The sequence below is a fragment of the Kitasatospora sp. NPDC057965 genome (assembly GCF_042887135.1).
GTDB lineage: Bacteria > Actinomycetota > Actinomycetes > Streptomycetales > Streptomycetaceae > Kitasatospora.
The window spans coordinates 288,753-310,415 of record NZ_JBHVPZ010000003.1 but is presented as its reverse complement, the minus strand read 5'-3'; the positions used below and the strand labels follow the sequence as shown (position 1 = coordinate 310,415).

Annotated in this window: 18 protein-coding genes; 12 read left to right on the top strand and 6 right to left on the bottom strand. The window is 73.1% G+C overall.

What is annotated here, in order from left to right; all coding sequences use genetic code 11:
* Positions 1–304: 304 nt before the first annotated feature.
* Positions 305–718 carry a hotdog fold thioesterase gene (locus ACFVVU_RS05290; protein WP_344342964.1) on the bottom strand — a complete coding sequence of 138 codons (414 nt, stop codon included), beginning with the start codon at positions 716–718 and terminating at the stop codon, positions 305–307.
* 385 nt (positions 719–1,103) lie between these two features.
* Here ACFVVU_RS05290 and polA point away from each other — a divergent pair, with 385 nt between their 5' ends.
* The 5 genes from polA (at position 1,104) to ACFVVU_RS05265 (ending at position 8,381) form a co-directional block, all read left to right on the top strand.
* Positions 1,104–3,785, top strand: a complete 2,682-nt coding sequence (polA, locus tag ACFVVU_RS05285; protein WP_387788508.1) for a DNA polymerase I — start codon at positions 1,104–1,106, stop codon at positions 3,783–3,785.
* 71 nt (positions 3,786–3,856) lie between these two features.
* Entirely contained in the window at positions 3,857–4,546 is a 690-nt protein-coding gene (locus tag ACFVVU_RS05280) for a hypothetical protein (protein WP_387788454.1), read from the top strand.
* Between the two features lie 443 nt (positions 4,547–4,989).
* Entirely contained in the window at positions 4,990–6,117 is a 1,128-nt protein-coding gene (locus tag ACFVVU_RS05275) for a DUF3103 family protein (protein WP_387788453.1), read from the top strand.
* A gap of 105 nt (positions 6,118–6,222) precedes the next feature.
* Entirely contained in the window at positions 6,223–6,984 is a 762-nt protein-coding gene (locus ACFVVU_RS05270) for a GNAT family N-acetyltransferase (protein ID WP_387788452.1), read from the top strand.
* A 209-nt stretch (positions 6,985–7,193) separates the two neighbouring features.
* Entirely contained in the window at positions 7,194–8,381 is a 1,188-nt protein-coding gene (locus ACFVVU_RS05265; protein ID WP_387788451.1) for a glycosyltransferase, read from the top strand.
* Between the two features lie 447 nt (positions 8,382–8,828).
* Here the strand turns inward: ACFVVU_RS05265 and ACFVVU_RS05260 are convergent, their stop codons facing one another.
* Positions 8,829–9,218 carry an ATP-binding protein gene (locus ACFVVU_RS05260; protein WP_387788450.1) on the bottom strand — a complete coding sequence of 130 codons (390 nt, stop codon included), beginning with the start codon at positions 9,216–9,218 and terminating at the stop codon, positions 8,829–8,831.
* A 147-nt stretch (positions 9,219–9,365) separates the two neighbouring features.
* On the opposite strand from ACFVVU_RS05260, the gene ACFVVU_RS05255 reads away from it, so the two are divergent.
* Both ACFVVU_RS05255 and ACFVVU_RS05250 read left to right on the top strand, forming a co-directional pair.
* Positions 9,366–10,196 (top strand): Scr1 family TA system antitoxin-like transcriptional regulator, encoded by an 831-nt coding sequence (locus tag ACFVVU_RS05255; protein WP_387788449.1) that lies wholly within the window; start codon positions 9,366–9,368, stop codon positions 10,194–10,196.
* Entirely contained in the window at positions 10,177–10,389 is a 213-nt protein-coding gene (locus ACFVVU_RS05250) for a DUF397 domain-containing protein (protein ID WP_380689815.1), read from the top strand. The genes ACFVVU_RS05255 and ACFVVU_RS05250 overlap by 20 nt, the downstream gene beginning before the upstream one ends.
* Positions 10,390–10,456: 67 nt before the next feature.
* Here the strand turns inward: ACFVVU_RS05250 and hrpB are convergent, their stop codons facing one another.
* Together hrpB and ACFVVU_RS05240 are read right to left on the bottom strand one after the other, a co-directional pair.
* Positions 10,457–12,967, bottom strand: coding sequence for an ATP-dependent helicase HrpB (gene hrpB, locus ACFVVU_RS05245; protein ID WP_387788448.1), 2,511 nt, complete (start codon positions 12,965–12,967; stop codon positions 10,457–10,459).
* 3 nt (positions 12,968–12,970) lie between these two features.
* Complete coding sequence (locus ACFVVU_RS05240; protein ID WP_380682407.1) at positions 12,971–13,825, bottom strand: class I SAM-dependent methyltransferase; 855 nt, start codon at positions 13,823–13,825, stop codon at positions 12,971–12,973.
* Between the two features lie 417 nt (positions 13,826–14,242).
* Between ACFVVU_RS05240 and rpsA the strand changes: the two genes are divergently transcribed.
* The 4 genes from rpsA (at position 14,243) to coaE (ending at position 19,521) form a co-directional block, all read left to right on the top strand.
* Positions 14,243–15,733 carry a 30S ribosomal protein S1 gene (rpsA, locus tag ACFVVU_RS05235; protein WP_376083884.1) on the top strand — a complete coding sequence of 497 codons (1,491 nt, stop codon included), beginning with the start codon at positions 14,243–14,245 and terminating at the stop codon, positions 15,731–15,733.
* A 232-nt stretch (positions 15,734–15,965) separates the two neighbouring features.
* Positions 15,966–18,212, top strand: coding sequence for an MMPL family transporter (locus ACFVVU_RS05230; RefSeq protein WP_387788447.1), 2,247 nt, complete (start codon positions 15,966–15,968; stop codon positions 18,210–18,212).
* A 25-nt stretch (positions 18,213–18,237) separates the two neighbouring features.
* Positions 18,238–18,879, top strand: a complete 642-nt coding sequence (locus ACFVVU_RS05225; protein WP_387788446.1) for an MBL fold metallo-hydrolase — start codon at positions 18,238–18,240, stop codon at positions 18,877–18,879.
* A 48-nt stretch (positions 18,880–18,927) separates the two neighbouring features.
* Entirely contained in the window at positions 18,928–19,521 is a 594-nt protein-coding gene (gene coaE, locus ACFVVU_RS05220) for a dephospho-CoA kinase (RefSeq protein ID WP_380682410.1), read from the top strand.
* Here coaE and ACFVVU_RS05215 read toward each other — a convergent pair.
* Complete coding sequence (locus ACFVVU_RS05215) at positions 19,518–20,237, bottom strand: hypothetical protein (protein ID WP_387788445.1); 720 nt, start codon at positions 20,235–20,237, stop codon at positions 19,518–19,520. The genes coaE and ACFVVU_RS05215 overlap by 4 nt on opposite strands.
* A gap of 78 nt (positions 20,238–20,315) precedes the next feature.
* Between ACFVVU_RS05215 and ACFVVU_RS05210 the strand changes: the two genes are divergently transcribed.
* On the top strand, positions 20,316–21,257 hold the full coding sequence (locus ACFVVU_RS05210; protein WP_380682412.1) for a LysR family transcriptional regulator: 942 nt from the start codon (positions 20,316–20,318) through the stop codon (positions 21,255–21,257).
* Here the strand turns inward: ACFVVU_RS05210 and ACFVVU_RS05205 are convergent.
* Positions 21,209–21,616 (bottom strand): hypothetical protein, encoded by a 408-nt coding sequence (locus tag ACFVVU_RS05205; RefSeq protein ID WP_380682413.1) that lies wholly within the window; start codon positions 21,614–21,616, stop codon positions 21,209–21,211. The two genes, ACFVVU_RS05210 and ACFVVU_RS05205, sit on opposite strands and share 49 nt — an antisense overlap.
* Between the last annotated feature and the right edge of the window lie 47 nt (positions 21,617–21,663).

The window sequence follows — 21,663 nt, the reverse complement described above, 5'->3', positions numbered from 1 at the left end:
CGCCCTATGTAAGGCGTAGAAGGGCAGGTTACTCCTGGCCTTGCCGATAATCGGACAGTGGTGTTCACGGTGCTGGTGGCGGGCATGCGCGTCCGAATATCGGACAGCGATGGATCCGGTGAGCCGCTTTCGTCAGTCCCGACCCCCGAAACTGTCAGTTGCTTGGATGTCCTACTTGTTACGCAGTGTTACATCACTGAAAAATGCCCGGACATGCCGCCGCCCCCTTGTCCAGACCAACGACTGCCCAGGGCTGTCGGAGGTCAAACAAGGGGGCGGGCAAGGGATTTGACGAAGTATCGGCTCAGAGGTCGCGCAGCATGCAGGTGAGGCGGCAGCTGGTGACCCGCTTGCCGGTGTCGTCGGTGATCGCGATCTCGTAGGTGGCGGCCGTGCGGCCCTTGAAGACCGCCGTCGCCACGCCGGTGACCAGGCCGGAGGTGGCCGAGCGGTGGTGGGTGGCGTTCAGGTCCACGCCCACCGCGTACCGGCCCGGGCCGGCGTGCAGCATCGCGCCGACCGAGCCCAGCGTCTCGGCCAGCGCGGCCGAGGCGCCGCCGTGCAGCAGGCCGTACGGCTGCTGGTTGCCGTCCACCGGCATGGTGCCGACCACCCGGTCGCCGGAGGCCTCGACGATCCGGATGCCCAGCTTCTCGCCGAGCCGCCCGCCGGAGAAGGTGGCCGGGTCCACGCCGAGCCGGGCGAAGTGCTCCAGCATCTCCGGCGAGACGTCGAGGAGGGGGGCCTGGACGCCGCCGTCGGGGGTCGCGCCGGGCGCCGCGCCGGAGGTGGCGGTGGCCGGGTCGGTGGCCGGGTCGGTCATGGGGGGCTCCTGCCGCTCGGGGGTCACGTCGTCGTGCTGCCTGTGATCGTACGACCGTCCTACTCGGCGGTAGAGACGGTGACGGGAGAAGCCGGGTGTGGCGGCCGGGGCACGAGTGCACCCGAGGGGCGCCCGCCCCGGGCGTGCCCCTTTTGTCGGCGGCGGGCCCTAGGATCGGTGGCCGGTAGTGGAATCGGCAGGAACGGACGTTGACGTGGCTACGCAGAGTACGGACAAGGGCGCGGCGGGTGGCGGCGGAGCCGGGTCGCGGCCCCGCCTGATGCTGCTCGACGGGCACTCCATGGCCTACCGGGCGTTCTACGCACTGCCCGTGGAGAACTTCAACACCTCCACCGGCCAGCCCACCAACGCGGTGTACGGCTTCGCCTCGATGCTCGCCAACACCGTCCGGGACGAGGCGCCCACCCACCTCGCGGTCGCCTTCGACCTCTCCCGCCAGACCTTCCGCTCGGTCGAGTTCCCCGACTACAAGGCCAACCGGGCCAAGACCCCGGACGAGTTCCGCAGCCAGGTCGGCCTGATCGGCGAGCTGCTCGACGCGATGCACGTGCCGCGGCTGACCGCCGAGGGCTTCGAGGCCGACGACATCATCGCGACCCTGGCCACCGCCGCCGAGGCGGCCGGCTTCGACGTCGACATCGTCACCGGCGACCGCGACTCCCTGCAGCTGGTCACCGAGCACATCACCGTGCTGTACCCGACCAAGGGCGTCTCCGAGCTCACCCGCTACACCCCGGAGAAGGTCGCCGAGAAGTACGGCGTCACCCCCCGCCAGTACCCGGACCTCGCCGCGCTGCGCGGCGACCCGTCCGACAACCTGCCCGGCATCCCCGGCGTCGGCGAGAAGACCGCCGCCAAGTGGGTCAACCAGTTCGGCTCCTTCGACGAGCTGGTCGCCCGCGCCGACGAGGTCAAGGGCAAGATCGGCGAGAAGCTGCGCGAGCACCTCGACTCGGTCAAGCGCAACCGCGTCCTCACCGAGCTGGTCCGCGACGTCGAACTCCCGCTCGGCGTCGGCGACCTGGCCCGCGCGCCGTTCGACGCGCCGGCCGTCGGCGCGCTGATGGAGTCGCTGGAGTTCCGCAACGCCAACTTCCGCGACCGGGTCTTCGGCATCGACCCGGCCGCCGCCGAGCCCGAGGCCCCCGAGCTCGCCCCCGGCGTCGAGGTCGACGGCGAACTGCTCACCGACCCCGGTACCCTCGCCGCCTGGCTGCGCGAGCACGCCGGCGGGAAGTCCCCGGTCGCGCTGGCCGCCGTGTACCAGTGGGCGCTCGGCAGCGGCGAGGTCACCGAGGTCGCGCTGGCCGCGGGGGAGACGGCCGCCTGGTTCGACCCGGCGCTGCTCGCCGAGGAGGACGAGCGCGCCTTCGCCGACTGGCTGAGCGACCCGGCCGCGCCCAAGGCCCTGCACATCGCCAAGCAGGTCATGCGCGCCTTCGCCGAGCGCGGCTGGACCATCGGGGGCGTCGTCGCCGACACCGCGCTCGCCGCCTACCTGGAGAAGCCCGGCCGCCGCACCTTCACCCTGGAGGTGCTCGCCGAGGAGTACCTGGGCCGCTCGCTCGCCCCGGCCCCCGCCGCCGAGTCCGGCCAGCTCGCCTTCGACGCCCCGGAGGAGGACCCGGCCGCGCACGCCCAGGCGCTGATGCTCCAGGCCCGCGCCGTGCTCGACCTCGCCGCGCTCTTCGACACCCGCCTCTCCGAGGTCGGCGCCACCGAGCTGCTGCGCGACATGGAGCTGCCGATCGCCGCCCTGCTCGCCCGCATGGAGCGCACCGGCATCGCCGCCGACCGCGACTGGCTCACCGGCCTGGAGGCCCAGTTCGCCGCCGAGATCCAGCGCGTGGTGGAGGAGGCGCACGCCGCGGCCGGCCACGAGTTCAACCTCGGCTCGCCCAAGCAGCTCCAGGAGATCCTCTTCGGCGAGCTCGCCCTCCCGAAGACCAAGAAGATCAAGACCGGCTGGACCACCGACGCCGACGCGCTCACCTGGCTCGCCACCCAGACCGACAACGAGCTGCCGGTCATCCTGCTGCGCCACCGCGACCAGGCCAAGCTGCGCACCACCGTCGAGGGCCTGCTCAAGACCGTCTCCGCGGCCGGGCGCATCCACACCACCTTCAACCAGATGGTCGCCGCCACCGGCCGGCTCTCCTCGCAGGACCCCAACCTGCAGAACATCCCGGTCCGCACCGAGGAGGGCCGGATGATCCGCCGCGCCTTCGTCGTCGGCGAGGGCTACGAGTCGCTGCTCACCGCCGACTACTCGCAGATCGAGCTGCGGATCATGGCCCACCTCTCCGAGGACGAGGCGCTGATCGAGGCCTTCGCCAGCGGCGAGGACCTCCACAGCACCGTCGCCTCCCAGGTCTTCGAGGTGCCGCGCGACGCCGTCGACGCCGAGATGCGCCGCAAGATCAAGGCGATGTCCTACGGCCTGGCCTACGGCCTCTCCGCGTACGGGCTCTCCCAGCAGCTCGGCATCAAGCCCGCCGAGGCCCAGGGCCTGATGGACACCTACTTCGAGCGGTTCGGCGGCGTGCGGGACTACCTGCACCGGGTCGTCGAGGAGGCCCGCGCCACCGGCTACACCGAGACCCTGCTCGGCCGCCGCCGCTACCTGCCGGACCTCAACAGCGACAACCGCCAGCGTCGCGAGATGGCCGAGCGGATGGCGCTCAACGCCCCGATCCAGGGCTCGGCCGCCGACATCGTCAAGATCGCCATGCTGCGGGTCGACGAGGCGCTGCGCACGGCCGGGCTCACCTCCCGGATGCTGCTCCAGGTGCACGACGAAATCGTGCTGGAGCTGGCGCCGGGCGAGCGCGCGCCGGTCGAGGCGATCGTCCGCGAGCAGATGGCCGGCGCCTACCCGCTGCGCGCCCCGCTGGACGTGTCGGTCGGCGTCGGCGCCGACTGGGAGGCCGCCGCGCACTGACGGCACTGACGGCACCGGCTGCGCTGACGGCCCGTCAACAGGCCCCGGGGAGCGGTCCTACCCTGGCGGGTATGCCTGCCGATGAGGTGCTCCGCCGCAGCCGTGACGGCACCACCGCAGACCTCGTGTTCGAGTCGGGCGGGGGCTCCTGGTCCGCCGCCGCGCTCCTGGTGCTGCGCACGCTCGCCGTCCTGCTCGCCGTGGGCCTCGTCTTCCTCCCCGCCGGCATCCTGGTGGTGGCGGTCGCGGTGATCGTCGGCGCCACCTTCGTGGGCACGGTGACCGTCTGCGGGGCGCTGTGGGCGGCCGCCGCGCTGCTCCTGTGGCCGTTCGCCGCGGTCGCCGAGCTGCGGTCGGTCCGCCGGGTGCAGTTCGCCCCGGCCCGGGCTCCGACCGAACTGCGTTTCGTCCGGGGTGCCCGCGCCGGCGCCTGGGCCCCGATCTCCGGCCTGCGGCGCATCCAGCTGGACGAGGCCGTGGAGGAGCCCTACGAGGGCGATCCCGAACCGGCCGCCCGCACCCTCACCATCACCGTGGTGACCCTGACCGGTGACGACGGCCGTCGACACCGGATGCCGGACGGTACCGACGTCGACGCGCTCCAGCGGTCCCTGGAGGACCTGCTCGGCCCGGCCGGTGTCCCCGTCCTGCGCCGCACCGAACGGCGCGTCCGCCGCAAGCCCCCCGTCCCCGCCGGCGGCTGGGTGTACGGCGGCTCGGGCTCGGCCAACTCCGGCGGGGGCTTCTCGGGCGGCGGGTGAGCCGGAGCGGGCGGCGCGTCGCGGGCCGTGGCGGCGGCGCTCGCCCGGGTGCTGGAACCCACCGGAGTTCCGGTGGAGTTCAGCGCCGTCCGGCGAACGGCGCGGAAACTCCCCGCGGCGTCGGCCCGCCCGCCCGTCGACGCCCGACCCGGCGGGGCCGTCCCCGCGGACGCCGCGCCTGAGGACGCCCGCCCGGCGGCGCCCCGCCGGAGCAGCGGCCCTGAGTGCCGGCGGCAGGCCGCGGACCGTCGTGCCGCCGTCCGCGCGCCCGGGAGCCGGTGGGGCACCGCCGGAACGGTCCGGTCCGCCGTTGCGGCTGCGGGGGCTTGATACCGGGTCAGGGAGGCTCTTCACTTGTCATGGCGCCGTCGTCCTCGGTCGCGGCGCCGAACCGTCCGCACCCATGCTCCGACGCCTCACCCGACGAGTCTGGAGATCCCCTCATGTCCCAGTCCCGCCTGCGGCGCGCCGTTGTCGCGCTCACGGCCCTGCCCCTGCTCGCGCTCGGCGCGGGCCAGGCCGTGGCCGCCCCGACCCCGGCCCCGATCCCCGCCGCCTCCCAGGTGACCGCGATCGAGGACGAGGTCGCCCGCACCCTGGCCGCCTCCCTCGCCGACCCCGCCCTGCGCGAACGGCTGCGCTCGGCGACCGCCGCCGCGCCCGCCGGGGCCGAACTCGCCCCGCTGGCCGCCGGCCTGTCCGGCCCGGCCGCTCGCGGGCTCGCCGACGCCACCACCCGCGCGGACCTCGGCATAGCCGCCGCCAAGGGCCTCGGCGCCGACCTCGGGCCACTGCTGCGGGTCCAGCTGGCCGACCCGTCGATGCGGGCCGCCCTGGACGCCGGCGCCGCGCCGCTGGTGGCCACCGCCGGCACCGACGAGCACGCCCGCAGCGTCCGCGCCTACGACACCGCCGGCCGGGTCCGCGGCCTGGACGCCGCCACCCTGCCCACCCGTCCGGTCTACCTGGTCGACATCGACACCGCCAAGGCACTGACGGCCGGGATCGCCGTGCTCCAGCGGGAGTTGGGCACCCGCGGCATCGCTCCCGCGGCCCAGGCCCCCACCACCGCGCAGGCCGCCGGCTGGTGGGGCACCAAGATCACCTCGATCGAGGTGAACGACGACGAGGAGCCCTGGTTCAAGGGCGCCGCCGAGATGTTCAGCCTGGTGTCCGGCTTCGGTCTGGACGGCAAGGTCCGGGTCGACTCGGTCGCCATGCCGTACCTCCAGTACGACCACACGGTGTACTACCCGAACCAGATCCTGGTGAACTGGTCGAACTACAAGTACAACCTGGCCGACGTCGTCCTGATGGAGGACGACGGCGACACCAACTACCTGGCCCTGGCCCAGGCGGTGGCGGCCGTCCTGCTCACCATCGCCGACCAGGGCGCCTACATCCCGCTGGTCAACGCCGTCCTGGCGGCGCTGCCCTCGAACTGGTGGACCGACGACCCGGACTACGTCGAGTCCTGGTACACCCTCGCCCGCACCAGCACCGGCCGGCTCAACGGCGCCCGCGCCAACGGCTGGATGACCGTCGAGCCGTACTGGGTCAGCGCACTCTGACGGGCCCCCGCCGTCACCGGGCCGGCGCCGCGCGTCCGTGTGCTGCGCCGGCCCGCAGTTGATCAACCCGTGTCAAGAAGTCGATTTCGTACTACCGTGGGCCCGATGACGACGGAATCCAGGACGACCGGCCAGTCCGCCTCCCCGGCCGGGGCGCCGACGCTCCAGGCCCGCAACTCCGCCGCGTTCTGGACCGCGACCGGCGTGTCCCGGGGCCACGAGGTGATCCGGCGCCGCGGGTTCCTCGCCGTCCACGGCGACGAGCGGGCCGGCGGGCGGATCCTGATCCAGGAGCCCGACCTCGACCCGGGCGAGGTCGCCGAGGTGGGCGAACTGGTCCGCCGGGCCGCCGGTCCGGTGATCGTCGAGGATCCGTTCAGCTCGACGGACCTGAGTCACCTGGGCCTGCGCACCTGGCAGATGCCGATCATGCTGCGCCTGCCCGGCCCCGTCGACGCCCCGGCACTGGAGGTGACCCGGGTGCGGCGGCCCGAGGACCTCGGGGCGGCGGAACGGATCGTGATCGAGGGCTTCGAACTGACCGCATTCGAGCCCTACCGCCCCGGCGAGCTCTTCCCGGCCCGCCTGATCGAACAGCCGGGCGTGGATGTGTTCGTCGCCTCGGTCGACGGCGTGACCGCGGGAGCCGGCGTGAGCGTCGTGGCCGACGGCATCGCCGGCCACTACTGGATCGCCACCTCCTCGGCCTTCCGCTCCCGCGGCGTCGGCCGCGCCGTCATGCTCGGCGCCCTCGCCCACCTGACGAACCTCCCGGCCACCCTCACCGCCTCCAAGCTGGGCCGGCCCCTGTACGAGTCCCTGGGCTACACCGTCGCCTCCCCCTCGACCTGGTGGGCCTCCTCCTGAGACACGAGGCCGAGCGCAGGAAGTCGGTCCCGCCGACTTCCTGCGAGCTCGTGGGTGGGTGCGTCGCACACGTGCACTCGACGGGGTGAAGTCGCCCACGGCATCACGCAGTTCGAGCGGCGCCGACGAACCTGGCCCCCCTGGTGGCCTGCTAGTGTCCGCCGTGTCCGGCGCCGCTTGCCAGGCACGGACGGATGGAGAGTGCTTCTGTGATCAGCGATGCCGTCGGCCGCCACCCGGAGCGGCCTTTCCGGCTGATCGTGACGGGCGGCGGAACCGGCGGTCACACCTATCCGGCGCTCACAGTGGTCCGCACAGCGCGGGCGAGACTCGCCGCCGTCGGCCGGGCGCCGGACGTTCTGTGGGTGGGCACGGCGGACAGCTTGGAGTCCCGTGTCGCGGCGGGTGAGGGGATCCGGTTCGCCGCAGTCGCCACGGGGAAGATCCGACGCCACCGGAATCCGATCAAGATGGTCTCCCCGGCGAACGTGCGGGACATGGCACGTGTGCCGCTCGGTATCGCTCAGGCCCGCGCAGTGGTCTCCCGGTTCCGCCCTGACGTGGTGCTGGCCACGGGCGGATACGTCGCGGTTCCGGTGGGCATCGCCGCTTCGCTGTGTCGTCGTCCGCTCGTCGTCCACGAGCAGACGGTGCGCCTTGGCCTGGCCAATCGGACACTCGCGGGACGGGCGGCACGCATCGCGGTGTCGTCCGAGTCCACGCTTCCGCTGCTGCCGGAGGCGTCCCGGTCGATCGCGGTCGTCACCGGCAACCCGGTGCGGCCCGAGATGCTGGCCGGTCACGCGGACAAGGCGATCCAGTCGCTCGGGTTGCGCGGCTTCCGCCGTGACCTGCCGACCGTCTACGTCACGGGAGGTGCGCAGGGCTCGGAGCAGATCAACGGATTGGTGGCCGAGGTTCTGCCCTGGCTGCTGACCGGCGCCAATGTGATCCACCAGTGCGGCCCGGCGAACGTCGAAGCCCTGCGGGCCCGCGCCGAGGCCCTTCCCCCGCATCTGGCGTCCCGGTATCTGCTCACCGGGTTCGTCGGTCCCGAGTTGCCCGATGTCCTCGCGCTGGCCGATGTGGTGGTCTCCCGGAGCGGGGCGGGCACGATCGCGGAGCTGACGGCGCTGGGCAAAACTGCCGTCCTCGTCCCCCTCGCCAGCTCGGCGGGCAACGAGCAGGCCCACAACGCCAGACACCTGCACGACGCGGGGGCGGCGGTCGCCCTCCTCGGTGATGTGACGGCGGAGCGGCTCCGGGAGGCGGTCGATCCGCTGCTGACGGATGCCCACCGTCGTGCGGGTATGGCTGAGCGGGCGCGCTCCTACGGCCGGCCGGACGCCGCCGACCACCTGGTGGACCTGCTCCTGTCGGCCGCCGTCGAACACTGATGGACGGTCACCGGAGCCCGGGGTGAGGCTCGCCCCGGGCTCCGGTGTTCTCAGGCACCGTGGACGCTGGTCCCGCCTGTGGATTCCGACCGCGTCCTGGCGGGTCAACTCTGACCGCCGGCCTGGCCTGGCCGAGGGCTGCGGAGCGGATCGGCCGCTCCGCAGCCCTCCGGCGTGCGGGAGGGGTTCGGCACGCCGGCGGGTCAGATGGGGAGGTCCCAGCCCGGGCCGTCCTCGCTGCCGAGCCAGACCCGCTGGACTGCCGCCGATGCCCTGAGGCCGAAGGCGTCCTGCGAAATCCAGCGCCATGGTGGCCTCCTGGGTCCGGCCGCTCAGAGGGTAGTCGTCGCGGTACACACGGTCGCCGAGCGATGAAGGGCGGCCCATAGGCCCCAGGACGGTGCGCTGCGCAGGAAGTCGGCGGGGCCGACTTCCTGCGCGGGGCTTTCAGGGGGTGGTGTGAGTGGCGGCCCGGGTGGGGCAGCAGCCCCAGCGCTCGGCGAGTTCGTCGACGAGGAGGAGCCCGCGTCCGTGCTCGTCGTCCGGGGTGGCGGCGTGGAGGGAGGGGCGGCCGCTGCTGGCGTCGTGGACTTCGAGACGCAGGCGGGAGTTGACGAAGGCGAAGCGGACCTCGATGAGGCGGTCGGCAGGGGCGTCGGAGTGCTGGACGGCGTTGGCGAACAGCTCTCCGAGGAGGAGTTCGGCGATGTCGGTGTAGCGGTCGCCGGTGGGTAGGGCGGCGAGATACGCGCGGAGGAGGTGCCGGGCGATGGGGGTGGAGGCGGTGCGGGAGTCGAGGCGGGCGGCGAACGTGCGGGGCCGGCGGGAAGCGGGCATGGCGGAGCACCTCGGTGGGGGTGGGATGGAGGGACGTCAGGGCGACGCTTCGGTGTGTAGCGATGCGATTACCCAGCGCGCTCACTGTGGCCTAGGATCGGCGATACCTTCAACCTTTCGGAGCGGAAGGGATAGTCGTCGGCGATCATGAATCGCAAGGAGCTTGACCCCGACTCCTCACCCACGGCCAAGTTCGGCGTGCTGCTTCGCCAGGCCAGGGAGGCGCGAGGCTGGACGCAGGATCAGTTGGGCGGGCTGGCCGGGTACTCGGCCGTTCACATCTCGGCAGTGGAAACCGGGCGCAAGCCTCCAACCAGTCGCTTTGCGAAACGAATTGATGATGCGTTCGAAACGGACCGGTTCGAGCGGGAGTGGCGTCAGTCCGAACAGCGATTTCTGTTCGAGGGTTTCGACCAGTACACGGTGAAAGAGCGGGAGTCCGTGACCGTTCGGATCTTCGAGCTGGACATGGTTCCTGGCATGCTTCAGCACCCGGACTACAGTGCCGCCTACGAGATGGCGCCGGTCCGACGAGGTGAAGCCACGCAGGAGCAGGCGGAGGAGCGGCTGAAGGTCCTGGCGGAGCGCCAGCGGCTGCTCGACCGTCCTGTGACGGTCCATGCGGTCCTCGACGAATCGGCTCTGCGGCGCCAAATCGGCGGAACTGCCGTCATGGCCCGTCAGATGAAGCACCTGGAAGACCTGGCGGCACGGCCCCGTGTCATCCTTCAGGTCGCCCCGTGCACCCTTGGCGAGCTGCGCCCCTTCTCGCATTCGGTCACGTTGTTGACCCTGCCCACGCGCACGATGGTCGGGTACACCGAAACGCTCGGACGGGGCCTTCTGGAACGCGACTCCGAGGTCGTGGCCGGATGGGCCGGCCAGTACGATCGCCTTCAGGTCGACGCCCTCACGCGGCTGGACAGCGTGACCATGATCCGGGAGGCACGGAGGGATTATGAACGGCATGCACAGTGACCACCCGGCTGCCGCCGCGTGGCGAAAGAGCTCCTACAGCAACGGGCAGGGCGGATGTGTCGAGGTCGACGACTCCCACCCCGGAGCGGTGCGCGACTCCAAGGATCCCCATGGCCCGGTACTCGTGTTTCCCACGGAGGCGTGGCAGTCGTTCCTTGTGGCCGTTCGAGTCGGTGAGTTCGGCGAGGTCTGACGGAATCCACGAGTCGTCCAAGGCCCCGCTGCCCATGGTTTGGGGCGGCGGGGCCTCCTCTTGAGGTCTACTTCCGGGCGTTGGTGCGTTTGGTGGGTTCAGCCGTCGACGGGTCCTCGGGCCAGGGGTGGCGGGGGTAACGGCCCCTGAGGTCGGCGCGGACGGCGGGGTAGCCGTTGTGCCAGAAGGATGCCAAATCTCCGGTGATGGCGGCGGGGCGGCCGGCGGGGGAGAGGAGGTGGATGGTGAGGGGGACGCGGCCGCCGGCCAGGGCAGGGGCGGCCTTCCAGCCGAAGAGTTCCTGCAACTTGACGGCCAGCACCGGGCGGTCGGTGCTGTAGTCCACCCGGATCTTCGAGCCGGTGGGCACGGTGATGCGCTCGGGGGCCAACTCCTCCAGGCGGCCGGCCTGGCCGCTTGCCCAGGGGAGCAGGCGTTGCAGGGCGTCGGTCGTGTTGATCCGTGCGAGGTCGGATCGGCGGCGGGCGCGGGAGAGTTCGGGCTCCAGCCACTCCTCGGCGCGTTCGAGCAGCGCCGCGTCGCTGACGTCCGGCCAGGGGTCGCCGATCGCCGCGTGGAGGAAGGCGAGGCGCTCGCGCAGGTTGGACGGGAACGTCAGCAGCGCGCTGACGCCCTCGCGGGTGAGGCCTTCGAGGAGGGCGGTGCGGACGAGGGCCCGGTCGGGGTTGGTGAGGGGCTTCTCGGCGAGTTCCACGGCGCCGAGGGAGTCGACCCGGCGGGCGACGACCTCGCTGCGCCGGGTGTCCCAGTGGACTTCGGCGCGGGTGGACAACAGCGGCGCTCCGGCGAGGCGGGCGGTGTTCTCGTCGAGCGCCGCAGCGTGCAGGATCCGCGCGGAGGGGGAGCCGGCCGGGCGGTCGGCGACCGCGACGGCGAGCCAGGGCAGGGCGCCGAGCGCGGTTCCGGGGGCGAGTTCGGCCGCCGTGCCCGAGGCCATCAGGTAGGGGCTGCGCTCGCCGGGGGCGGGCCGCTCCACCCGGGCGCGGGCGATGCGTTCGGGGAAGGCGAGGGCGACGACCAGGCCGACGGCGGTGGCGTCGGGAAGTGCGGTGGCGGGTTCGTCGGAGGTGGCGCGTTGCAGGCGGCGGACTTCGTCGCGCCAGCGCCCGGCGTAGGGATCACGGGAGTCCTTCACACCGCGCCATACCGCGCCGAGGTCGTCGCCCAGCGCGCGCGGCGGTTCCTCGGAGAGCAGGGCGACGACCTCGGCCGCCCGGCGGGCGCCCACGGCGGGCGCGCCGTCGACGAGCGCCCGCCCCAGCCGGGGGTGCAGACCGGTGCGGGCGAGGCGGGTGCCGCGCGGGGTCGCCCGGCCGTCCGGGGAGACCGCCCCGAGGGCGATCAGGGTCTCCCGGGCGGCGGCCATCGCGCCCGCCGGGGGCCGGTCGGGCAGGGCGAGGCCGGTGGCGTCCGGGTCGCCCCACACGGCGGCCTGGAGGGCGAAGGACGTCAGGTCGGCGAGGGCGATCTCCGGGGTGGGGAAGCGGGCGGCGCGGGCGTCCTCGGCCTCGTGCCAGCAGCGGTAGACGGTGCCCGGGGCCTCGCGCCCGGCGCGGCCCGCGCGCTGGCGGGCGGCGGCGAGCGAGGCGCGCACGGTGACCAGGGCGGCGAGGCCCCGGGCGTGGTCGGTGCGCGGCTCGCGGGCGAGCCCGGCGTCGACCACGATCCGGACGCCGGGCACGGTGAGCGAGGACTCGGCGACGGCGGTGGACAGGACGACGCGCCGGGAGGTGGACGGCGCGAGGGCGGCGTCCTGGACGGTCTGCGGGGCGCGCCCGTGCAATTGCAGGACCTCGGCGGGCACGCCGCCGAGCTGCCCGGCGACGCGGGCGATCTCGCCGACGCCGGGCAGGAAGCAGAGCACGTCCCCGTCCCGCTCGGCGAGCGCCCGCCGCACCACCGCGGCGACGTGGTCGAGCAGCGCGAAGTCCACCCGGGTGCCGTGCGCGGGCCGCACGGCCCGGGCGGGCGGCGCCCAGACCACCTCGACCGGGTGCGAGACGCCGTGCGCCTCGACGACCGGAGCGCCGCCGAGGAGTTCGGCCCAGGCCGCGGTGTCCGAGGTGGCCGAGGCGCAGACGATCCGCAGCTCGGGCCGCAGCGCGGCGCGCACGTCGAGCAGGAAGGCGAGCGCGGTGTCGGCGTCCAGGTGCCGCTCGTGGCACTCGTCGAGGATCACCACGTCGACGCCGGGCAGCTCCTGGTCGCGCTGGAGGCGCTGGAGCAGCACGCCGGTGGTGACCACCTCGACCACGGTCCGGGGCCCTGCCTTCCGTTCGCCGCGCACGGTGAGGCCGACCTCCTCGCCGACGGCCGAGCCGAGCAGCCAGGACATCCGCCGGGCGGCGGCCCGCACGGCGAGCCGGCGGGGCTCGGCGACCAGGACGCGCCGCACGGGGGCGCCGTCGTCGAGCAGGCCGGCCAGGGCGAGCGGCACCAGGGTGGTCTTGCCGGTGCCGGGTGGGGCGGCGAGCACGGCGGTGCCGTGGGCGTCGAGGGCCCGGTGCAGGGCGGGCAGGGCGGTGCGGACGGGCAGCTCGCGCCAGGACGGGTGCACGCCTCAGTCCCGTTCGGTGACGAAGATCGCGGTGCCGGGGATGAGCCGTCCGCGCAGCGGGGACCAGCCGCCCCAGTCCTGTTCGTGGCCCTCGGGCCATTCCGGCTCGACGAGGTCGACCAGCCGGAAGCCGGCGGCGACGAGTTCGCGGACCCGGTCGCCGAGGGTGCGGTGGTGCTCGACGTAGGTGGCCCGGCCCTGCTCGTCCTGTTCGACGTAGGGGGTGCGGTCGAAGTAGGAGGAGACGGCGGTGAGCCCCTCGACGCCGGGCTCGTCGGGGAAGGCCCAGCGGATCGGGTGGGTGACCGAGAAGACCCAGCGCCCGCCGGGCCGCAGCACCCGGTGGACCTCGCGCATCAGCGCGGCGGTGTCGGCGCTGAACGGGACGGCGCCGTAGGCGGAGCAGGCGAGGTCGAAGGAGGCGTCGGCGAACGGCAGCACGGCGGCGTCGGCCTGGACGACCGCGACGGGGGCGGCGCCGCGGGCGAGGTCGATCCGCAGCGAGTGCTGGAGCTGGCGGTGCGAGATGTCCAGGGCGACCGGGTGGGCGCCCCGGCCGGCCAGCCAGCGCGAGCACTGGGCGGCGCCGGCGCCGATCTCCAGGACGGTGCGGCCGGCGACCTCGCCGAGCAGCCGGGCGTCCGCCTCGTCGAGGCCCTCGGGGCACCAGGTGAACCGGTCGTCGCCGAGGAACTCGCCGTGTTCGTCCTGGTATTCGTCGGCGTTGCGGTCCCACCAGTGGCGGCTGGCGCGGCTGCTCTCGCCGGTGCCGGCGGAGCGCCTTACCGCGTCGTCGCCGTCCTCGTCAAGATCAATGGGGTCGGGGAGGGGGGTGCCGGTCACGGTAGCAAGGCCCATCGCGTAGGGTGTCGTCTGCGGAAGCGCCGCTGCCGCGAACCGGGCCGAGAGGTCCGGTGTCCCGGCGGTGGCATCCGGGGAAGGTCCTCCCTGCGGCCGCCACCCGTTGAGGTGCGCAATCGGAGGATATGGCCTGTTCCATACCGGGCTCCACCGTCTTGCCGTTCTTGGCGTTGACCGTGCCTGGCCGTCCCCGTATGCTACAAGTTGCGCTGCGGGCCTGCGCGCCTCGGACGGAGCAGGTCGCGCTCGCATCTGTCGAAGACCCCACGGTCGCAAGACGGACGCCGATCTCCCGTTGTCTCGGGAATCCCGGTGCTCCGTGTTCTTGGCTGTCCGGCTTTCGGTGGGAGCGATACGGGCCCTCCGCGTGGCATTACCTACGACTTTCATGTCCGTACCGGAGCCCTTTTCCTAATGACGAGCCCCACCGACTCCTCCCTCAGCACCACCCCGCAGGTCGCGCTCAACGACATCGGCGACGCCGAGGCGTTCCTGGCCGCGATTGACGAGACCATCAAGTACTTCAACGATGGCGACATCGTCGAGGGCGTCATCGTGAAGGTCGACCGTGACGAGGTCCTCCTCGACATCGGTTACAAGACCGAGGGCGTCATCCCGTCCCGCGAGCTGTCGATCAAGCACGACGTCGACCCGCACGAGGTCGTCGCCGTCGGCGACAACATCGAGGCCCTGGTTCTCCAGAAGGAGGACAAGGAGGGTCGTCTCATCCTGTCCAAGAAGCGCGCTCAGTACGAGCGTGCCTGGGGCACGATCGAGAAGATCAAGGAAGAGGACGGCATCGTCACCGGTACCGTCATCGAGGTCGTCAAGGGTGGTCTCATCCTCGACATCGGCCTCCGTGGCTTCCTGCCGGCCTCGCTCGTCGAGATGCGCCGCGTCCGCGACCTCCAGCCCTACGTGGGCAAGGAGCTCGAGGCCAAGATCATCGAGCTGGACAAGAACCGCAACAACGTGGTCCTGTCCCGCCGTGCCTGGCTGGAGCAGACCCAGAGCGAGGTCCGCCAGACCTTCCTCACCACCCTGCAGAAGGGCCAGGTGCGCTCCGGCGTCGTCTCCTCGATCGTCAACTTCGGTGCCTTCGTGGACCTGGGTGGCGTCGACGGCCTGGTTCACGTCTCCGAGCTGTCCTGGAAGCACATCGACCACCCGTCCGAGGTTGTCGAGGTCGGCCAGGAGGTCACCGTCGAGGTTCTCGACGTCGACATGGACCGCGAGCGTGTCTCCCTGTCGCTGAAGGCGACCCAGGAGGACCCGTGGCAGCAGTTCGCCCGTACCCACCAGATCGGCCAGGTCGTTCCGGGTAAGGTCACCAAGCTGGTTCCGTTCGGTGCGTTCGTCCGCGTGGACGAGGGCATCGAGGGTCTGGTCCACATCTCCGAGCTGGCCGAGCGCCACGTCGAGATCCCGGAGCAGGTCGTCCAGGTCGGCGACGAGATCTTCGTCAAGGTCATCGACATCGACCTCGAGCGTCGTCGCATCAGCCTCTCGCTGAAGCAGGCCAACGAGGCGCTGGGTGCCAACCCGGCCGAGGTCGAGTTCGACCCGACCCTGTACGGCATGGCCGCGTCCTACGACGACCAGGGCAACTACATCTACCCGGAGGGCTTCGACCCCGAGGCCAACGACTGGCTGGCGGGCTACGAGAAGCAGCGTGAGGAGTGGGAGCGGCAGTACGCCGAGGCCCAGTCCCGCTTCGAGCAGCACCAGGCCCAGGTCATCAAGAGCCGCGAGGCCGACGCGGAGGCCGCTGCCGAGGGTGGCGACGCCGTCGCCGCCGCCGCCGGTGGCTCCTACTCGTCCAGCAGCGACGAGGGCTCCGGCGCCCTGGCCTCGGACGAGGCCCTGGCCGCCCTGCGCGAGAAGCTGGCCGGCGGCCAGAGCTGAAGCTCTGCCCCGCTGGTGCGTGACTAGCGCATAGCGTCACCGATGAACCCCGCTCGGTTTCCGAGCGGGGTTCATTGTTTTTCGACCTTCATTATTCATTCCTTATGTGGGGGATTTTTGTGATGAGGGGCTCATTCAATGCCTATGGGTGATTCGGGAATTCGGGCCTACCTTGGGAGGAGTTGCCCGATGGGTCGCTCACCCGGCCCCGCACGCTAGGCACCCTCCGCACATGAGCCTTCGCTCCGCCGTGTCCTCCGATGCCTCCCCCCGCCCGTCCGTCGATCCGCAGGTCGGCGGACGCCTCGCCGCCCTCGGCCGGTTCTGCTTCCGGCAGCGTCGCTGGGTGCTCGGTTTCTGGGCGGTCGTGCTGGTGATAGGCGTACTGATCGGCGGACGGGTCTTCGCGGGCTCGGTGGCTGGCGCCTCCTCCTCCGCCTCCGAGGCGGACCGCGGCAGCGCCGTCGTCACCGCCGCCGACCCGGCCAAGGGCACCGTCACCGCGGTGGTGGACGGCCGGCCGGTGGACGACACCACCGTCCGGGACGCCGTCACCCGGGCCACCGCCGAGATCGCCGCCCTGCCCGGGGTCTCCTCGGCGACCGACGCCTACGGCCCCGGCCCGGGCGCGGCGGCGCTGCGCTCGGCCGACGGCAACGCGAGCCTGGTCTCGGTGCGGATGGCCGACACCAGTACCTCCGCCGAGACCACCGCCGTCACCCAGCGACTTTCCGCCATTCAGGGCGAGGTCGGGGCGGACGGCGCGAAGGTGACCGTCGGCGGGGACCTGGTGCTCCAGGACGAGGTCAAGAAGCAGACCGAGAAGGACACCCGCTTCGGCGAGATCGTCACCCTGCCGCTGACCCTGGTCGTGATGGTCCTGGTCTTCGGCGGCCTGGCCGCCGCGAGCCTTCCGGTGATCGGCGCCGTCGCCTCGGTCGGCGGAGCGCTGCTGGCCATGTTCGGCTTCAGCCGGATCATGGACATCGACACCAGCGTGCTGCCGATCGCCACCGTGCTGGGCCTCGGCCTGTCGATCGACTACGCGCTGCTCATGGTGAACCGCTTCCGCGAGGAGCGCGGCCACGGCGCCCCGATCGCCGCCGCCGTCGAGCGGACCGCCGCCACGGCCGGTCGCACCGTCGCCTTTTCCGGCCTGACCGTGGCCGTCGCCCTCTCCGGCCTGTTCGTCTTCACCAGCCCGGTGCTCGCCGCCGTCTCCGCGGCGGGCGTGAGCGTCGTGGTGATCGCGGTCGCCGCCGCGCTCACCCTCGTCCCGGCGCTGCTCGGCTTCGCCGGGAGCCGGATCAAGACGCCCAGCGCGCCCGTCCCCGACGAGGGCTTCTTCAGCCGCACGGTGCGCCGGGTCGGCAAGCGGGCGGTGCCGGTGGTGCTCGCCTGCACCGCGCTGCTGATGGCCGCCGGGGCGCCGTTCCTGCACGCCGACATGCGCAACTCCGGTGCCGCCGTGCTGCCCGCCTCCTCGGCCGGGCGGCAGGTCGCCGAGACGATCGACCAGCGCTTCCCGCAGGCCTCGGCCGCTCCGATCACCGTGGTGGTGGACAGCGGCGCGGCCGTCGCCCAGGCCTACGCGGACGACGTGGTGGCCAAGCTGCCGGGTGTCAGCGGCGTGCGCGCCGTCACCCCGGTGAGCGACACCGTCTCCACCATCGACGTGCTGGTGCACGGCGATCCGCAGGGCGGGCAGGCCAAGCAGGTGGTCAAGGAACTGCGCGCGGACCGCGGCGGGCTCACCACCCAGGTGACCGGCGGGGCGGCCTCGGTGGTCGACTTCCAGGACGAACTGCGCAGCCGGGGGCCGATCGCGCTCGGCCTGGTGGCCCTCGGCACGCTGATCCTGCTCTTCCTGATGACCGGCTCGGTGGTGATGCCGGTCAAGGCCCTGCTGATGAACCTGCTCTCGCTGGGCGCCTCGCTCGGCGCGCTCACCCTGGTCTTCCAGGACGGTTGGTTCAGCGGACTGCTCGGCTTCAGCCCGACCGGCGGACTGGAGACCTTCATCCCGGTGCTGGTGTTCGCCTTCGCCTTCGGGCTGTCGATGGACTACGAGGTCTTCCTGCTCTCCCGGATCAAGGAACTGCGGGACAAGGGGCACAGCTGTTCCCGGTCGGTGGAGCTGGGCGTCCAGCGCAGCGGTCGGATCATCACCTCGGCGGCGCTGCTGATGGTGATCGTCTTCGCCGGCTTCGCGCTCGGCGACATGCTGATGGTCAAGCAGATGGGCATCGCGCTGGCGGTCGCCGTGGCGGTCGACGCCACGCTGGTGCGCTGCCTGCTGGTGCCCGCCGCGATGAAGCTGTTCGGCGAGTTCAACTGGTGGGCGCCGGCCCCGCTGCGCCGGCTGCACAACCGGTTCGGACTGAGCGAGCACGTCGAGCTGCCGGAGATCGGGCCGGCGGCGCTGCCGGTCCAGCGGTCCGCCGCCGCTCCGAAGGAACTCGTCGGCACCGCTCCGTAACGGTTGCGGAGTACCGTGCTGAGGCATGCGGATCACCAAGTTCGGACATGCCTGCGTACGCCTGGAGCACGAGGGGACGACCGTCGTCGTCGACCCCGGGATGTTCACCGATCCCGCGGCCCTGGTGGGCGCGGACGCCGTACTGATCACCCACGAGCACGCCGACCACTTCGAGGAGGCCCGGCTGCGGGCCGCGCTGGAGGCGGACCCGGCGCTGCGGGTGTGGACCAACCCGGACGTCGCCCGGCAGCTGGAGGGGGTGGGCCGGCGGGTGACGGCGGTCGGCGAGGACGACGCCTTCGACCTCGGCGGGATCGGCGTCTCGGTGCACGGCGAGTGGCACGCGGTGATCCACCCGGACATCCCGCGGGTGCGCAACGTCGGCTTCCTCTTCGACGGCCGGCTGTTCCACCCGGGCGACGCGCTGACCTTGCCGCCGCAGCCGGTGGACACCCTGCTGCTGCCGATCGCCGCGCCGTGGACCAAGGTCGGCGAGCTGATCGACTACGTGCGCGAGGCCGGGCCGCGGCAGGCCGTCCCGGTGCACGACGCGGTGCTCAGCCCGGCCGGCGTCGCCGTGCACACCCGGCTGGTCGGCCCCGGCGGCCCGGGCACCGGCGCGGAGCTGCACACCCTGGGCGAGGGCGAGAGCCTCGACCTGGGGTGACTCGACCTGGGGTGACCGCGCGGTGAGGTCCGCCGGTAGCCTGGCGCCATGCTGAAGATCGGACTGACGGGCGGCATCGGCGCGGGCAAGAGCGAGGTGTCGCGGCTGCTCGCCGCCCACGGCGCGGTGATCGTGGACTCCGACGTGATCGCCCGCGAGGTGGTCGCCCCCGGTACGGCGGGCCTCGACGCCGTGGTCGCCGAGTTCGGCGCGGACGTGCTCGCGGCGGACGGCTCGCTGGACCGGCCGGCGCTCGGCGCGATCGTCTTCGCCGACCCGGCGCGGCTGCGGGCGCTGAACGCGATCGTCCACCCGCTGGTCCGGGCGCGCTCCGCCGAGCTGGAGGCGGCGGCCGCGCCGGACGCGGTGGTGGTGCACGACGTCCCGCTGCTCGCCGAGAACGGGCTCGGGCCGCTGTACGACGAGGTGATCGTGGTCGACGCGGCGGACGAGGTGCGCGTCGAGCGGCTGGTCCGGCTGCGCGGGATGACCGAGCAGGAGGCCCGGGCCCGGATGGCGGCCCAGGCGAGCCGGGCCGACCGGCTGGCCGTCGCCGACCTGGTGATCGACAACAGCGGCCCGCTGGAGGAGCTGGCGCCCAGGGTCGCCGAGGTGTGGGAGCGGCTCACCGCCCGTGGCTAGGCCACTGCCATGCGGCCGGCCGCGGCGGCGGCGAAGGCGCGGATCATCGGGTGGGCCCGGGTGCCGTCGCCGGCCAGCTCCGGCTGGAACAGCGAGGCCAGGAAGAAGGGGTGCGTCTCGGCCGGCAGCTCCAGGATCCGCAGCTGCCCGGAGTCGTCCGCGCCGCTGAACCGCAGGCCGCCCGCGCGCAGCCGCTCCAGGTAGGCGTCGTTCAGCCCGTACCCGCAGTGGTACCGCTCCACCGTGCGCGGCGCGCCGAGCACGCGCTCGGCCAGCGAGCCGGGGGTCAGCCGCACGGCGCCCTCGTGCCCCACCAGGGAGCAGCTGAGCGGCACGATCACCAGGTCCGCCTCACCGGGACGGCTCTCGCCGTGCGCGGCGCCGCCGATCCCGCAGACGTGGCGGGCGTACTCCAGCACCGCGTGCTGGAAGCCGGCGCAGGTGCCGAGGAAGGGGATGCGCCGCTCGCGGGCGGTGCGGACGGCGGCCACCGCGCCGTCCTCGCTGCGGTACGGGCTGCCGGGCAGCAGCCAGACGGCGTCGAAGCCGTCCAGCGCGCCGGGGGCGGCGGCGTCCTCGGTGGGGATCCAGTAGGCGTCCAGGACGAGCTGGTCGCGGTCGGCGAGCGCGTCGAGCAGGGCGGGGACGCGGGTGTGCGAGCGGACGGCGGTCGAGCGGTCGCCGACCAGGGCGAGACGGGGGATCGGGTGGGTCATGGGACTATCCTGACCGGCGGCTCGACATCAGCGCCAACGATGATTGCTTACCCCTCGATCAGTGGACGTGATGAGCGCGTGGAGCCGCAGCAGCTGCGCACCTTTGTCGCCGTGGTCCGGCTGGGCTCGTTCTCCGAGGCCGCCCGCGAACTCGGCTACACCCAGTCGGCGGTCTCCCAGCAGATCGCCGCGCTGGAGGCGGACCTCGGCACGGCGGTGCTGCACCGCCGTCCGGTCGGCCCCACCGAGGCGGGAGCGCGGCTGCTGGAGCACGCTGCGGCCCTGCTGCTGAGGATCGACGCGGCGCGCGCCGACATCGCGCGCCTGGCGGGTGCCGCGAGCGCCTGTCTCACCGTCGGGGCCACACCGCTGGCGCTCGGGGCGGAGGTGGGGCGCGCGCTCGCCGAGGTGCGTCGCGTCCATCCGACGGTGGACCTGACGGTCCGGGTGCTCGCCCAGGACGCGCTGCCCGCCGAGGTCGCGACCGGCGCCGTCGACCTCGCGCTCGTCGACGGCCCGGCCGCCCCGTCCGATCCGCTCCCGCTGCCCGACGTGGGCCCGCTCGCCACCGTCGCGGTCGCCGAGCAGCCGCTCGCCGTCGCCCTGCCGGCCGGCCACCCGCTGGCCGGGCGCTCCGGGCTCGCGCTCGCCGACCTGTCCGCCGCCCGCTGGCTGCACGCCCCCGCCCTCGCCCCGACCGGTGCCCGGCTGCGCGCCGCCACCGCCGTCGACGGCTACCGGCCGTCCCTGCGCTACCTGGGTACCGATGTGCGCGGGCTGCTCGCCCTGGTCGCGGCCGGACACGGGCCGGCCCTGCTGCCCGCCGCGGTGGCGGCCGGCGCGCCGGGGGTGGTGGCCGTCCCGGTCCGGGCGCCCCGCCTGGTGCACCGCACCGAACTCGTCCACGGCGCCCTGCCGGAGGGGCCCGCCGCACTGCTGGCCCGGCTGCTGACGGGGGAGCCGGACGGGACTCAGCCGACGATGCGGGCGCCGGGGCAGCAGGGGGCGTCGACCCGGTAGCAGACGTAGCGCAGACAGCCCAGACAGATCGATATGTTCTCCAGCCGCCAACTCTGACCGTGACACGTGCAGTCGGCCCGCTCGCGCAGCAGCGTGTCCCAGCCGTCCGCACCCCCGTTGGCGGCGAAGGCCGCGGCGACGTACGCGGTGGTGGCGGGGGCTTCGTCGGCGGTGCCGCGCCGGGTCGCGTCGAGGTGCCAGCAGTACAGGGCGAGCAGCGCCCGGCCGTCGACCAGGCGGTAGCCGGCCCGGCCGTCGTCCTCCCAGTCCCGGACCAGCCGCGCGACCCGTTCGGGGAACGGGCGCGCGGGGTCGAGCAGGCGGCGGTTGCCCTGCAGCCGTGGCGGGTTGGCGGTCATGTGGTCCCCTTTCCGGGGCCCACGGTAGGGCGTCAGGTCGCGAAGTC

Bases quoted from the DNA above. Each gene is read 5' to 3' on its own strand.
- ACFVVU_RS05290 (WP_344342964.1), bottom strand. From the start codon at position 718: ATGCTGGAGCACTTCGCCCGGCTCGGCGTGGACCCGGCCACCTTCTCC.
- polA (WP_387788508.1), top strand. From the start codon at position 1,104: ATGCTGCTCGACGGGCACTCCATGGCCTACCGGGCGTTCTACGCACTG.
- ACFVVU_RS05280 (WP_387788454.1), top strand. From the start codon at position 3,857: ATGCCTGCCGATGAGGTGCTCCGCCGCAGCCGTGACGGCACCACCGCA.
- ACFVVU_RS05275 (WP_387788453.1), top strand. From the start codon at position 4,990: ATGTCCCAGTCCCGCCTGCGGCGCGCCGTTGTCGCGCTCACGGCCCTG.
- ACFVVU_RS05270 (WP_387788452.1), top strand. From the start codon at position 6,223: ATGACGACGGAATCCAGGACGACCGGCCAGTCCGCCTCCCCGGCCGGG.
- ACFVVU_RS05260 (WP_387788450.1), bottom strand. From the start codon at position 9,218: ATGCCCGCTTCCCGCCGGCCCCGCACGTTCGCCGCCCGCCTCGACTCC.
- ACFVVU_RS05255 (WP_387788449.1), top strand. From the start codon at position 9,366: ATGAATCGCAAGGAGCTTGACCCCGACTCCTCACCCACGGCCAAGTTC.
- ACFVVU_RS05250 (WP_380689815.1), top strand. From the start codon at position 10,177: ATGAACGGCATGCACAGTGACCACCCGGCTGCCGCCGCGTGGCGAAAG.
- ACFVVU_RS05240 (WP_380682407.1), bottom strand. From the start codon at position 13,825: ATGGGCCTTGCTACCGTGACCGGCACCCCCCTCCCCGACCCCATTGAT.
- rpsA (WP_376083884.1), top strand. From the start codon at position 14,243: ATGACGAGCCCCACCGACTCCTCCCTCAGCACCACCCCGCAGGTCGCG.
- ACFVVU_RS05230 (WP_387788447.1), top strand. From the start codon at position 15,966: ATGAGCCTTCGCTCCGCCGTGTCCTCCGATGCCTCCCCCCGCCCGTCC.
- ACFVVU_RS05225 (WP_387788446.1), top strand. From the start codon at position 18,238: ATGCGGATCACCAAGTTCGGACATGCCTGCGTACGCCTGGAGCACGAG.
- coaE (WP_380682410.1), top strand. From the start codon at position 18,928: ATGCTGAAGATCGGACTGACGGGCGGCATCGGCGCGGGCAAGAGCGAG.
- ACFVVU_RS05215 (WP_387788445.1), bottom strand. From the start codon at position 20,237: ATGACCCACCCGATCCCCCGTCTCGCCCTGGTCGGCGACCGCTCGACC.
- ACFVVU_RS05205 (WP_380682413.1), bottom strand. From the start codon at position 21,616: ATGACCGCCAACCCGCCACGGCTGCAGGGCAACCGCCGCCTGCTCGAC.